The sequence below is a fragment of the Aquirufa sp. TARAVU-A1A genome (genome assembly GCF_054558675.1).
In genome coordinates this window covers 30,079-43,130 of record NZ_JBPXKP010000008.1, presented here as the reverse complement: position 1 = coordinate 43,130, position 13,052 = coordinate 30,079, and the positions used below count along the sequence as shown (strand labels likewise).

The 13,052-nt window shown below is 42.3% G+C and carries 12 protein-coding genes; 7 read left to right on the top strand and 5 right to left on the bottom strand.

Going from position 1 to position 13,052, the window contains the following annotated elements:
* Positions 1–3 precede the first annotated feature (3 nt).
* Positions 4–288: an SCP2 sterol-binding domain-containing protein gene (locus V7S75_RS11030; RefSeq protein ID WP_459513892.1), complete on the top strand. Its 285-nt coding sequence runs from the start codon at positions 4–6 to the stop codon at positions 286–288.
* Complete coding sequence (gene mnmE / locus V7S75_RS11025; RefSeq protein WP_459513890.1) at positions 288–1,655, top strand: tRNA uridine-5-carboxymethylaminomethyl(34) synthesis GTPase MnmE; 1,368 nt, start codon at positions 288–290, stop codon at positions 1,653–1,655. Before V7S75_RS11030 ends, mnmE begins: the two co-directional genes overlap by 1 nt.
* A 73-nt stretch (positions 1,656–1,728) precedes the next feature.
* Here mnmE and V7S75_RS11020 read toward each other — a convergent pair whose 3' ends face one another.
* Both V7S75_RS11020 and V7S75_RS11015 read right to left on the bottom strand, forming a co-directional pair.
* Positions 1,729–3,126, bottom strand: a complete 1,398-nt coding sequence (locus V7S75_RS11020) for a M56 family metallopeptidase (RefSeq protein WP_459513888.1) — start codon at positions 3,124–3,126, stop codon at positions 1,729–1,731.
* Entirely contained in the window at positions 3,119–3,487 is a 369-nt protein-coding gene (locus tag V7S75_RS11015) for a BlaI/MecI/CopY family transcriptional regulator (protein ID WP_459513886.1), read from the bottom strand. The genes V7S75_RS11020 and V7S75_RS11015 overlap by 8 nt, the downstream gene beginning before the upstream one ends.
* Before the next feature lie 292 nt (positions 3,488–3,779).
* Here V7S75_RS11015 and V7S75_RS11010 point away from each other — a divergent pair, with 292 nt between their 5' ends.
* Together V7S75_RS11010 and V7S75_RS11005 are read left to right on the top strand one after the other, a co-directional pair.
* A complete protein-coding gene (locus tag V7S75_RS11010; RefSeq protein ID WP_459513884.1) occupies positions 3,780–5,021 on the top strand; it encodes a S8 family peptidase in 1,242 nt (413 codons plus the stop codon).
* Positions 5,022–5,058: 37 nt separating this feature from the next.
* Complete coding sequence (locus tag V7S75_RS11005; protein ID WP_459513882.1) at positions 5,059–5,745, top strand: spheroidene monooxygenase; 687 nt, start codon at positions 5,059–5,061, stop codon at positions 5,743–5,745.
* A 187-nt stretch (positions 5,746–5,932) separates the two neighbouring features.
* On the opposite strand, the gene V7S75_RS11000 is transcribed toward V7S75_RS11005, so the two are convergent.
* Both V7S75_RS11000 and V7S75_RS10995 read right to left on the bottom strand, forming a co-directional pair.
* Positions 5,933–6,274 carry a P-II family nitrogen regulator gene (locus V7S75_RS11000; RefSeq protein WP_377976391.1) on the bottom strand — a complete coding sequence of 114 codons (342 nt, stop codon included), beginning with the start codon at positions 6,272–6,274 and terminating at the stop codon, positions 5,933–5,935.
* A gap of 18 nt (positions 6,275–6,292) precedes the next feature.
* Positions 6,293–7,546, bottom strand: coding sequence for an ammonium transporter (locus tag V7S75_RS10995; protein WP_459513881.1), 1,254 nt, complete (start codon positions 7,544–7,546; stop codon positions 6,293–6,295).
* A 107-nt stretch (positions 7,547–7,653) separates the two neighbouring features.
* Between V7S75_RS10995 and V7S75_RS10990 the strand changes: the two genes are divergently transcribed.
* From V7S75_RS10990 to V7S75_RS10980, 3 genes are read left to right on the top strand one after another with little or no spacing between them, the layout of a single operon-like run.
* Positions 7,654–9,564, top strand: a complete 1,911-nt coding sequence (locus V7S75_RS10990; RefSeq protein WP_459513880.1) for a beta-N-acetylhexosaminidase — start codon at positions 7,654–7,656, stop codon at positions 9,562–9,564.
* Between the two features lie 2 nt (positions 9,565–9,566).
* Entirely contained in the window at positions 9,567–10,322 is a 756-nt protein-coding gene (locus tag V7S75_RS10985; protein WP_459513879.1) for a carboxylesterase family protein, read from the top strand.
* Complete coding sequence (locus V7S75_RS10980; RefSeq protein ID WP_459513877.1) at positions 10,319–10,972, top strand: DNA/RNA non-specific endonuclease; 654 nt, start codon at positions 10,319–10,321, stop codon at positions 10,970–10,972. Before V7S75_RS10985 ends, V7S75_RS10980 begins: the two co-directional genes overlap by 4 nt.
* Before the next feature lie 208 nt (positions 10,973–11,180).
* Here V7S75_RS10980 and V7S75_RS10975 read toward each other — a convergent pair whose 3' ends face one another.
* Positions 11,181–13,052 carry a glycoside hydrolase family 88 protein gene (locus V7S75_RS10975; RefSeq protein WP_459513876.1) on the bottom strand — a complete coding sequence of 624 codons (1,872 nt, stop codon included), beginning with the start codon at positions 13,050–13,052 and terminating at the stop codon, positions 11,181–11,183.

Genomic DNA, 13,052 nt, shown 5'->3' with positions numbered 1-13,052 from the left:
AACATGACATTTCAAGAAATCAACGAACGTATTCATGCACTAGCTTCCCAAAAGGGCGGCCAGGGTGTATCCTTTAAATTTGCATTTCCTTCAGGTATTATTGTGGTGAATGCTGATGGAACAGTGACCAACGAAAACGTGGATGCTGATTGCACGATTGCGGCTACGGAAGAGAATTTTACCGCTTTATTAAAAGGTGAATTGAATCCTATGATGGCTGTGATGACTGGAAAAGTGAAAATTTCTGGCGATATGTCGGTAGCCATGAAGCTTCAAAACTTGCTATAATGTTATTACAAGACACGATTGTGGCATTGGCAACCCCCGCTGGGGTAGGAGCCATTGGGGTGATCCGTTTGTCGGGCCCTGATGCGATTTCCCTTGTCAATGCTGTATTTAAACCCAAAGACTTAACGAAGCAGGCTTCTCATACGATTCACTATGGTCGTATTGAGGATGCTGGTCGGGTATATGACGAGGTGGTGGTGAGTTTATACATTGCCCCGAAGAGCTATACCAAAGAGGATGTGGTCGAGATTTCGTGTCATGGTTCTCCGTTTATTCAGGAGAGTATTATTCAATTGTTTGTAGAGAAGGGTGCGCGTTTAGCGCGTGCGGGAGAATTTACCCAAAGGGCATTCATGCATGGCGCCTTCGATTTGGCGCAGGCGGAAGCGGTTGCAGATGTTATTGCGGCCGATTCGGCGGCGGCACAAGCTGCGGCTTTGCATCAATTGCGTGGGGGCTTTTCGAATGAATTAGCTGCCTTGCGGGAACAGTTGATTCATTTTGCGTCCTTGATTGAATTGGAATTGGATTTCGGTGAGGAGGATGTTGAATTTGCGGACCGAAAGGATTTAGAGGATTTGGTGAACCAATTATTGGTAGCGATTCGTCCTTTAGTTGCGAGTTTCCGAGCAGGAAATGCGATTAAGAATGGGGTGGCGACAGTGATTGTGGGTAAGCCTAATGCGGGTAAATCCACCTTGTTGAATGCCTTATTGAACGAAGAACGAGCGATTGTTTCGGATATCGCGGGAACGACAAGAGATAGTTTGGAGGATTCGTGGGTATTGGGCGGGATAAAGTTTCGTCTGATTGATACGGCAGGTTTGCGCGAGACGGAAGATGTGATTGAGGCGATGGGCGTGGAACGAACGCAAGCGTGGGTGAAGAAGGCTCAGGTGGTGATTTACATGGCGGATGCAACGACGGAAACGGCGGCATCGATTCAGGCTGGGGTAGAAGCCTTGGGCGCGTTGGATATTCCGGTTATTCAGATTTTAAATAAGAAGGATCAAGTTTCTTCGGAAGCTTTACAGGCGATTTTGCAAGAATTACCTTCCTTGATTTGCCTATCTGCAAAAAATAAAGAAGGCTTGGCCGATTTAGAAAAAGCATTGCTTGATGTGGTGGGCTTGGATCAGGTGAGTACCGGGGGTACTTTGGTGACGAATTTGCGTCATTACCAACATCTACTTCAAACCCAAGAGACCTTGGAATCTGTTTTACGTGGATTGCAAACGGGTTTGACGGGTGATTTGATTGCACAGGATCTTCGGTATGCCTTACATGATTTAGGAGAGATTACGGGACAGATATCAAATGATGATTTGTTGAAGAATATCTTTGGAAAGTTTTGTATTGGAAAGTAATATAGTGTTTCAATCAACGAAAAAGGCCATCGTCAGTAAACGATGGCCTTTTTTTATTCTTTCATTCATTAAACTAATGTTTTTTAGTGATAATTTCTATGACGCCATTTGCGCCATTTTTTCCATATTTTTCATTGGCTTTTTCGCCTTTGAGTACGTTCATAGACTCAATTGTTTGGGGATTTATTTTGTTTAAATCAAGGTCTTTAGCTATGGTACCATCTATTACGATTAAAGCTTTGATTTTCTCAGTAGGAACAGAAACGAATGCGACACTATCCGCTTTCACAGATATGGGTTTTCCGTTTACTTTAGTTCCGTTATTGACTTTTTGAGCAGTTACCGTAACCACTTTGCCATTGATCGTACTTTTGAATTCAAAATTATTGGAATCAACTGAGATGACTTTTACGAATTTTGATGGATTTTCAGGTGGTGTGGGTGGGCTTGGAACTGATGCGGGTGCTGGTGGAGGTGGCATGTCCCGCGTGGCAACGGCAAATACTTTCTTACCCGTTTTGGGGTCTGAAAATATGGTAGAATCAGGTTGGATACTTACAAGAAAGTCTGTTTTTGCAGCTTTTTTCGCTTTTTTTACTTGAGCTTGGATTTGAATACTGCACAAGATTAAAGCGCATGCTGCAATAGGTAAAACGGCTACGCGTCTTAAATAAGCGAATTTTGGATTTTGAGATGTAGTTAATAACATAATTCTACGTTTTAGAGATGAGTAATAAAAGGAATGACTAGGGTTTAAAAATTCGTTTCCATAATGTGCTTGCAGCAGCATTTTGGCAAAATCTTGTATATCACCGCTTTGAATCGCTTCGCGGTCGGCAATGAATTCATGGATATTTTGGAGCTCTTTGCTAATGAGCCAATGAAAGGGATTGAACCAAGCGATGGATGCGGCGAATTGGCAAAATAGCCTGTCATAGGTATGCTTTTGCCTGATATGGGCCAATTCATGTTGGAAAATCTTCTGCCCATGCTCACTCGTCAATTCGATGGATTGCTTCCAAAACAAGAGATTTAAGAAAGAAAATGGCGCATTTTCTAAGTTAGTCTCTATGATTTCGATTCCCTGATTGGATGTAACAGGATGAGCTCGTTTGATTTGGTAGATTTTATAAATGCCCAAAGCTAAATAAGCCAACAATATCAACGAGATACCTGCGGCAATATATAGCCCGATTTGATTCCAATCGGTTTGTTCCACTTTTGGTTGAATTTGGATCGAATTCAGGTAAATCATGGATTGACTGATGCTGGCTGCTTGTTCTTCGCTCACCGACAAAAAATCAAATTTGACCAATGGGCCGAATAGGCTGAGTATGAGGGTACCCAATAGGAAAAAGCGGTTATATTGATGCATCAACGTGTTTTTAAGAAACGCGGTATAGTATCCAAAACAAATGCCTGAAAGGGCAATCGACTTGAGTGCATAGATGAAAATAGCTGAACTAGTCATTTTGTTTCGCTTTTAGTTGTTCGATTAAGCTTTCTAAATCTTCGATGGACATTTGGTTTTTATCCACTAAAAAGGATACGACATTGGAATAAGATCCTTCGAAAAAGGATTCGGTTAGACCAGCCATTCGTTGGCCTGAATAAAGCTCTTTGCTAATCAGTGCGGAATACAAGTTGTTCCGATTGGGATTTGAGATTTGGACAAATTCCTTCTCCACAAGAATTTTCAATAGGGTGGCGATGGTGTTGGAATGTGCCTTGGGTTCGGGAAGTAGCTCGATGATGTCTTTCAGAAAACCACCCTCAGGTAGGTTCCAAATAACCTGCATAATTTGCTCTTCCGCTTGCGTGAGTTTTTTCATGGTTTTTCTTTTGCTTGGGTCAAATGTATAACTAAAAATTTAGTTACAAAATTATTTTAACTAATTTTTTAGTTAAAAATTGATTTGGGTCTATAAAACGAGTTAAATGTGATGCAGGAATTGACTCTGGTGTTTATGGGTGCCTATTTCTGCAGTTTTGTTGTGATTGTGAGGTATTTTGAACTCATATGAAAATCTAGTCCATCTTTGGTGAAAGTGAATGCTGTGATGATTTACTAAGTAATTAGTTTTGATTTATGTATTCATTTCACATCTTCAATCCACTACCGATATGATAAATATTCATCGTTTCAACTCGATCTTGCTTATTTCAATGACTTTGTTTGGTTGTACTGAACAATTTTTAGAGAAATCGGAAATTGCCAAACAGAAGGATCCTGATATTATTATCGATCAGGTGAATACGTCGGCATCGAAGACGACACCTGTACTTGAAGATGCTTATATTATTGTTTACAAGGATAGTACGGAAGCGAGCGATGTTGAAGATGATGTTAATGAATTGGAGCTAAATGAGAACGTCAAAACAAAGCATGTTTACAATAAGGTATTCAACGGATACTCAGCCATTTTATCCCCTTCAGCTTTGGAAAAAGTCAAAAAGAATCCCAAAGTTGATTATGTAGAAAAGGATCAGGTTATGCGTATAAATACTCAAGTTTTGAATCCAACTTGGGGTTTGGATCGCATCGATCAAGTTAGTTTGCCTTTGAGTACAACATATTCTTATGTATCGGCGGGTACTGGCGTAGATGCCTACATCATCGATACGGGGATTTTAGTAAATCATTCCGATTTTGGACCTAGGGCCATTGGAGGATTTTCTTCGATTGGTACCTCGACGAATTGGATTGACCAAAATGGACATGGTACGCACGTAGCTGGTACAGTTGGTGGAAATATGTATGGAGTTGCTAAAGATATTAAGTTAATAGCTGTCCGAGTTTTAGATGCAGCAGGTTCAGGTACTACCTCGGGTGTAATTGCTGGTATCAACTGGGCGATTAGTCACCATACAACTAGACCTGCCGTAGCGAATATGTCTTTAGGTGGTGGGGCTTCTTCTGCATTGGATTTAGCAGTTAATAATGCAATCAAAGACGGAATTGTCATGTGTGTAGCAGCTGGAAACAATTCAGCGGATGCAGGAAGATATTCTCCTGCGCGTGTTACTGCTGCGATTACTGTTGGTGCAACGGGAGCCTATCCTACCTTAGGTATTAATTATGATGCCATGGCTTCTTATTCCAATTATGGTTCGGTGGTTGATATTTTTGCTCCGGGAACTTCGATTCAATCGGATTGGATTACGTCAACTGGTGCAACTGCGCTATTGAGTGGTACATCGATGGCAACGCCTCATGTGACAGGTGTTGCGGCATTGTATTTAGCCCAAAATCCTTTGGCTTTGCCTGCCCAAGTTCAGACCTATCTTAAAAGTTCGGCAACGAAAAATAAAATTTCGGGTTTGAAGGGTACAACCACGAATTCCTTATTGTTTACAAATTTCTAATTCGAATTTTAGTTGGAAAATCGATAACTTGCCAGCTATGCAAGGGCAATTTATCACCATCCGTTTTTTGAATTTTACAGGATTTAATGCTAAAAGGTATGCCTTTGCTGAAATGGGTCGTTCGCTCGTTCAAGGTTGGTCGGCACCTGGATTATTATTTGCCAAACACCTTGGTACTGGAGCTGGGAATGGGTTTTCGATCCTGCCCAATTTTGGTTTATATGCCTGGTTGGGTGTTTGGGAATCAGCCCAACAAGCTGAGGCGTTTTTTTTGACGGATGCCCGTTGGCTTCAGTTAGCCCAACATTCAGATTCGATATCCGGTTGGGATGCCATCCCTTTAAAAGGGAAAGGTACCTGGAATGGCAAGCAGCCATTTGATTTTGCAGATTCTAATTTGTCGTGGAATGGCCCCATTGCGGTTATAACGCGAGCAAGTATTCGTTGGCATAAATCCTTATTATTTTGGTGGAATGTGCCTTCCGCAAGTAAACATTTGGAAGGCAAGCAAGGCTTAACATATGCCAAAGGGGTAGGGGAATTTCCACTGCTTGAACAAGCTACTTTTTCGTTATGGGAATCAGCCTCCAATTTGGATCAATTTGCCTACCAAAGCAAGGAACATGCGCCAATGATAAAGAAGACGAGGCAATATGACTGGTACAGCGAGGAGATGTTCGTTAGGATGGGGGTGGTGAGGATAGTCGCTAGTCCGAAGGGATAAAGTTCGAAGTCCGAAGGGAATGTGTCTGATGTGGTTTATTCTTTGCGCTACTATTCTTTATATGAATAATAAAAAGGTTAACAAACATGAAAATGTATTTGCTAACCTTTTTAAGATAATATCTCCCGTTAGGGACTCTTTGCCTCCGGACTATTCCACTCCGGACTCTATTCCTTCGGACTTCGAACTACCTTATCGCCTCTACCCCCCGTGTCTTTGTTCTTATCCGAATCGCATCTTGTACATCGTAGATGAAGATTTTACCATCACCTACGTTACCTTCAGATGCGTTATCCAAGATGACATCGATGCATTTTTCCAAATTTTCATCACTTACAACACAGATAATCATCACTTTGGGCAATAAAATCATCGACTTTTCAGTCCCACGGTAAATCTCCGAATATCCTTGTTGGAGTCCAGCCCCACGAACCGGCACCACCGTCATACAGGGAATATCTGCATCGATTAAGCCCTTTTGAATAGCTTTTAATTTCGATGGTTTTACTATAGCTTCTACCTTTTTCATATCGTTTTTATTTAGCTATTATTCAAATGTTGTATAAGCTTCAACCCCAAATTCAACCGCATCAATACCCGCTGATTCCGCCTTGTGACTCAAACGAATTCCCATGGTTTTTTTCAAGGCCATGAAGATTACATAAGTTAGCACAAAAGAGAATAAGGAAATAACGCTTACACCGATTAACTGTGTGATGAATTGAGCACTTTCTCCCGTGATGAATAACCCATTCTTTTGAGAAAACAAACCTACAGCAATCGTTCCAAAGAAACCATTCACCCCATGCACCGCTACCGCACCTACAGGATCGTCTACTTTCATTTTGTCAACGACCACAACAGCGATATCAACAATCGTACCCGCAATGAATCCGATAATTAATGCCGAATCAGGACTAACCACATTACATCCAGCTGTAATAGCTACAAGTCCAGCAAGGACTCCGTTGATGACCATCGTAATATCAACTTTCTTGTAGCGCATGAAGGTGTAAAGCATTGTTGCGATACCTCCTGCTGCTGAGGCTAAGAAAGTATTCGTAGCTACGGAACCAATTAAATCCCATTTGCCTACGGCTCCTAAAGTTGATCCTGGATTAAAACCAAACCATCCAAACCAAAGGATGAAAGCACCTACTGCTGATAATGTTAAATTATGACCCGGAATTGCATTCGCAGTTCCATCCTCATTGTATTTCCCTAAGCGAGGTCCCAAAACAATGGCTCCTGCTAATGCAGCATAGCCACCCATGGCATGAATGGCAGCGGAACCTGCGAAGTCATTGAAGCCGCGAAGGGCTAACCAGCCGTTTGGATTCCAAACCCAATTCGCTGCTAAAGGGTACATAACAGCACTGAATATCGCCACATAAATGGCATAAGACCACATTTTCATGCGTTCAGCAACACCACCCGAAACAATCGAGATGGCAGCTACGGCAAATCCCATTTGGATAAACCAAAAAAGTGAATTCGAAATCGTCAATCCCAAACCTAAATCTCCCTGCATAATTCCCGTATCAAATGCCCAATATCCATTGGATTTACCATAGGCAATACCGAAGCCCACCAAATAAAAGGCGACACCCCCAAACATGATGTCGATCATGACTTTGGCGATAATACTCACGGCGTTTTTCGAACGGACAAATCCCGCTTCAAGCAAGGCAAATCCTCCTTCCATTTGAAAAATAAGTGCTGCACATAAGGCAACCCAAACCGTATCAATTGCGTGTGTTAATTCCGCTTGCTGAGCAGCAAGGGTAGCAGATTCATTCATGGTTTTGTTTTTTGTATATAATGCTTAATCCCTGCAAAAATAAAAAACGATTTGGAATTTATCGCAATTAACTTGAACTTTAATCTATTATATAAACCTATTTCAACATGCTTAAAAGAATTAGTTTCTTGGGCCTCACTTGTTTGATGTCCGTGGGTATTTTCGCCCAAAATCCCTCTATTATCCCCATTCCTACCAAAGCCGTTTATGCTAAAGGAGCTTATGCTTTGAATAAATCCATCATCATTGCTGGGCCTAAGAACGAAGCTTTAGCTTCAACATATGCAAACCTGACTGATAAGTTGACACGTATTGCCGGCAAAAAAGTTCAATGGTTATATGACCAAAGTTCGGTCGCTTCTTTAGCTGCCATTCGGTTCAAATTGAATTCGAATCCTGATGCCAACTTAGGGAATGAAGGCTATCAATTAGTTTCTGATGCCAAAGGGGTTCAAATTACGGCCAATAAGCCTGCGGGTTTGTTTTATGGTATTCAAACATTACTACAATTATTGCCCAATGAAATTGAATCATCTCAAGCTGTTTCGGGTGTCAATTGGAAAGTGCCTTATGCCCAAATTACAGATAATCCTCGTTTTGCTTGGCGTGGGATGATGTTGGATGTAGCCCGACATTTCTTCACCAAAGACGAAGTGAAACGTTTCATTGATGAAATGGTCGCTTATAAATACAATGTCTTACATTGGCATTTGACGGACGACGAAGGTTGGCGCGTGGAAATTAAATCCTTTCCTAATTTGACAAAAAAAGGTGCCTGGAATGTGAAAAAAGAAGGTCATTTTACGAGCTTTTCGAAACCCCTTCCAGGTGAGCCTCGCACCTATGGCGGGTTCTACACGCAAGATGATATCAAAGAAATTATCAAATACGGTCAGGAGCGTTTTGTTAACATCATGCCCGAAATCGATGTGCCTGGTCACTCGATGGCTGCGATTGCATCCTATCCAGAACTTTCGTGTACGCCTGAGGCTGTGAATTACCAAGTGATCTCAGGGGAACCTTTCATTGATTGGTCACATGGGCACCCAGAGGCTTTGCAAGACAATACGCTTTGTCCTGCCAATGAGAAGGTTTATACGTTCTTAGATAAGGTGATGGGCGAAGTATCGCAGTTATTCCCTTTTGAATACATCCACATGGGTGGTGATGAATGTCCTAAAAACTATTGGGATAAAAATCCTCAAATCTTGGCAATGCGTAAGGAATTAGGACTTAAGAATTCGCAAGAAGTACAAGCGCATTTTGTACGCCGCTTAGAAAAAATCATTTCATCTAAAGGTAAACGCATGATGGGTTGGGATGAAATTTTAGAAGGCGGTGGACTTCCGAAAAACACGGCTGTAATGTCATGGCGTGGTATGGATGGTGGTATTCAAGCTGCAAAAGACGGACATGAAGTGGTGATGACGCCTAATAATCATGTGTACATCGACTTGATGCAAGGCGATAAAGCCATCGAACCTCCAGTGTATAAAACAGTTCGTTTACGCGACTCGTATGCGTTTAATCCGGTTCCGGCTGGTGTTGATGCTAAATTGGTTAAAGGTGGACAAGCTAACCTTTGGTCGGAGCAATTATTCAATTACCGCCATTTACAATACATGACTTATCCACGCTCATTCGCTGTTGCTGAGGCATTATGGTCTGAACCTGCGAACCGCAACTGGGATAATTTCGTGGGTCGTGTGGAAGCTCACATGGCTCGTTTTGATGTTGCACAGAAAAAATATGCGCCGAGTATGTATGAGCCGATCATCGACGTGAAACGCAATGCAAATGGAGAGTTGACAGTTCAATTAAGCACGGAAATTTCAGGATTAACGATTCATTACAGTTTTGATCATTCGTTCCCAGATCAATTTTATCCGGAAGCGAATGGTTCGGTTGTGGTGCCTAAAGATGCGACTGTCATGAAAATTGTCACATACCGCGGAAATAAAGCCATGGGAAGAACGATAGATTTGACTGTTGCTGATATGATTAAACGCGCGAAATAAGGATGAAAAAGATACTCGTTTTATTATTATTTGCTTTCGTCGCACAGGCGCAAAGCTCCTTTGAGAAAAAGTCTTTTGAAACAAAAGAGGGACAGGTTTTGCCATATCAAATTCTGTTGCCCAAAGACTTTAAGCCCGGAAAGAAATATCCTTTGCTGGTCGTATTGCATGGGGCAGGGGAGCGGGGGACCGACAATGAAGCCCAAATGAAATATGGAAAAAGCGTATTTATGGATTCGTTGAATCGGATTAATTTTCCTGCGATTGTTATTTTCCCACAATGTCCGAAAGAATCTTATTGGTCATCGGTGAAAATTAATCGGTCTACGGTACCTACGACGTTTATTTTCGATTATTCTGCACCGATCAATTGGCCTTTGCAGGCTGTCATTGATTTGGTGAAATCCATCAAACATGATAAAAAACGTACATATATCATGGGCCTCTCCATGGGTGGAATGGGTACGATGGAAGCGGTTTCTCGCAATCCCAAGATGTTTGCGGCAGCTTCTCCAATTTGCGGTGGAGCGGATTTAAGTTATGTGCCTAAATATGCCAAAAGAGTTCCTTTATGGGTTCACCATGGAGATGCGGATATTGTCGTTCCGGTTCGTCATTCGCGCGAATTAGTGAAAGCAGTTCAAGATCAAGGAGTTGATATTCGTTACACCGAATATCCGGGTGTTAATCACAACTCTTGGGATAATGCTTTCAAGCAGCCAGATTTGCTTTCATGGATTTTCAGTCATCGTAAATGATTTTAAATCTTCTGTTCTTTATTTTATCGTATTTGCCTATCGGGGTGCCCAATATATCGGGTGCCTCGACGGCTTCTACGACGAATTATTTGTCGATCAAAAAAGGCTATGTCATGTCCTACAACGGGGCAGAAGGCCGGGCTAATTGGGTCGGATGGACGCTGCGTGCCTCGGATGTGGGGCCTGTTGGTCGCTCAGAAAGGTTCCGACAAGACGATGGGTTTCCACGCGGATTCAAGATTGTAGATGAAAAAGATTACCGGGAATCAGGTTATGATCGTGGGCATTTATGCAATTCAGAAGATCGCACTGCCTCAGAATACTTGAATAAGGAGACATTTTTGATGTCCAATATGATTCCTCAAACTCCGGAATTAAACCGTGGCCCCTTTAAATTTCTCGAAGCTTATTGTCGGAAATTAGCTATTAAAAAAGGGCTAAATCTATTGATCTATGCGGGAGGAATTGGTTCCAAAGGTCGTTTAGCTTCAGGCGTCTTTGTCCCGATGTATTGTTGGAAAGCTGTTTACACCCCCACGGATGTGTTTTATGTTGTATTCCCCAATGAACATGTGCTCAATAAGAATTGGAAGACCTATTTGGTCACTAAGGATAAGTTGGAGAAAATGACGGGATATCAATTTCCTTGATGTCACCTTGTTTTGGCAAACCATTCCTCGCTACTCCCGCCAAACCGCCCCTCGCTACCTTTGGCAAACCGTCCCTAGCTACCTTTGGCAAACCGCCCCTTGCTACCTTTGGCAAACCTGTTTTGAGGATTGCCAAAGGTAAAGGAGAAAAAGTAATTCAAGCCCCATTAAACTGATAAAAAAGAAGCCCGGCTAAACCGGGCTTTTCTTATTTCAACATATATTCCGCCAGCTTCTTTGCCGCTAAGAAATTCTCATATTCCAATGGTGTTCTCCGATTGTTCGTATATTCATTGTACAACCAAGGATCGCCTAAGGCAAATACCTTTCCTTTTCCTACCTGAGCCACAGCCATCACAGGATAGCCTTGCAAGGTCGCAATGGATTTCGCAGGTCCTGATAATTTCAACGTCGTAATCTCTTTGATGTAAACCTTTTTGATCGGATTGAATACGGGATTACCAGGCTCAATTAACACCGTTCCTTGTTCCCAGTTTCTTCCTTGAACAAAGTTTAAATTTGGCGCAACGAATTCAATACCAAAGCGACGGGCCAAAATATTGAATTGTGGGATTTCACAATTCGTCGTATCGTTGGCTAATAAAATCAAGTTTCCGCCAGCCTTCACCCATGCCTCGATTTCATCAGCTGCATTGGCATTCATGTAATTCGGCTTAGCCGTTTCTTTTGGAGAATCTGGGTCAACAATAATGTAAACAGACGCGTTTTTCAAGTTTTCACGGGTAGGGGATACACCCAAGGTGTCCAGCGTAGCGCCTAGTTGCTCAAACTGTATGCCCCATAAATGAAATCCTGAATCTTTACGATCCTCCCAAGTGTAATGGAATCGTTGGCCGTTCTTCGTCTCATGGTTGAAGAAATAATCCAATACCACTTTTTTACCTTTGCCTACAGGTAATTCTTTGGCAATTTCCATTTCTAGCGATGCCAAAATAAATGGCCCAACTCCTTTTAGATCATCTTGACGCAAAGGTTCGCTCAAATAATATGCATAGGATCCGTCGCGATAGGGTGTGCCGCCTAAACCGCCCACGCTCACCGTTTTCTCTAAATGAATATAACCTGCGGCATCCGTTGTTATGAAGTTTTTCAAAGCTCCAGCATAAGCTTTTTGTGCGGCTGCTAAGTATGATGCGGGTAAATAGCCTTTGCGCGCTCCTTTGGCAAAAGCATAAATAAACATATTCGATGCAGATGCTTCTAAATAGTTTCCTTTCCGACCAGGGAAATTGGGAACTTGGTACCAAAGGCCTGAAACTGAATCTTGAATCTTAAGCAAAGCTCCTGACAAATCCTGCAATTGCTTCATTAAAATCTTGCGTCCTGGGTGATTTGCGGGCATGTAATCCAATACGTCAACAATCGCCATCTCATACCAACCCATCGAACGACCCCAGAAATTAGGGGAGTGCCCCGTCTTTTTATCTGCCCAGGGTTGTGCGCGCGCTTGGTCATAGGCATGAATCAATAACCCAGTTTTAGCGTCTAAAGCACCTTTGTACATGAGTTCGAATTGTTTCACGATATCCGACCAATTATCCTCTCCCGTGATGCTGGAATATTCGGCATAAAAGGGCTCCAACATATATAAACCGTCTAACCACATTTGGTTCGGATAACGTTGTTTATGCCAAAATCCACCATCCGCATCGCGTGGCTGCGCAGCAATCTGGGCACGCAATTTGTCGGCGGCTTTTTTGTAACGCATATCGCCTAATTCCTGATACAAATACAATAACATTCGTCCCGTTGTGATGTTATCGGAATTGAATTCATTGAAATGGTAGGTGCGAATATTGCCCTGCTCATCCACAAAGCTGTCGATGTTCTTCTTGATGTAATTGAAATACTTCGCGTCTCCGGTTCGTTGGTACATTTTTTCCAAGGCCTTTAGTATCAAGCCTTGTTCATAATCCCAACCGGCAGGTTTCCCTACCTTGACGGCGATGGAATCCGCATGCGTGTGCATGATGCTGGCCGACATCCTTTCCGAATAGTTTTGGCCTTTCAAAACAAATCCCCCTACGAGTAGGAGGATTGAGAAAATTGATTTTTTCAT

Bases quoted from the DNA above. Each gene is read 5' to 3' on its own strand.
- V7S75_RS10975 (WP_459513876.1), bottom strand. From the start codon at position 13,052: ATGAAAAAATCAATTTTCTCAATCCTCCTACTCGTAGGGGGATTTGTT.
- V7S75_RS10990 (WP_459513880.1), top strand. From the start codon at position 7,654: ATGCTTAAAAGAATTAGTTTCTTGGGCCTCACTTGTTTGATGTCCGTG.
- V7S75_RS10985 (WP_459513879.1), top strand. From the start codon at position 9,567: ATGAAAAAGATACTCGTTTTATTATTATTTGCTTTCGTCGCACAGGCG.
- V7S75_RS11000 (WP_377976391.1), bottom strand. From the start codon at position 6,274: ATGAAAAAGGTAGAAGCTATAGTAAAACCATCGAAATTAAAAGCTATT.
- V7S75_RS11020 (WP_459513888.1), bottom strand. From the start codon at position 3,126: ATGACTAGTTCAGCTATTTTCATCTATGCACTCAAGTCGATTGCCCTT.
- V7S75_RS11005 (WP_459513882.1), top strand. From the start codon at position 5,059: ATGCAAGGGCAATTTATCACCATCCGTTTTTTGAATTTTACAGGATTT.
- V7S75_RS11010 (WP_459513884.1), top strand. From the start codon at position 3,780: ATGATAAATATTCATCGTTTCAACTCGATCTTGCTTATTTCAATGACT.
- V7S75_RS11015 (WP_459513886.1), bottom strand. From the start codon at position 3,487: ATGAAAAAACTCACGCAAGCGGAAGAGCAAATTATGCAGGTTATTTGG.
- V7S75_RS10995 (WP_459513881.1), bottom strand. From the start codon at position 7,546: ATGAATGAATCTGCTACCCTTGCTGCTCAGCAAGCGGAATTAACACAC.
- mnmE (WP_459513890.1), top strand. From the start codon at position 288: ATGTTATTACAAGACACGATTGTGGCATTGGCAACCCCCGCTGGGGTA.
- V7S75_RS10980 (WP_459513877.1), top strand. From the start codon at position 10,319: ATGATTTTAAATCTTCTGTTCTTTATTTTATCGTATTTGCCTATCGGG.
- V7S75_RS11030 (WP_459513892.1), top strand. From the start codon at position 4: ATGACATTTCAAGAAATCAACGAACGTATTCATGCACTAGCTTCCCAA.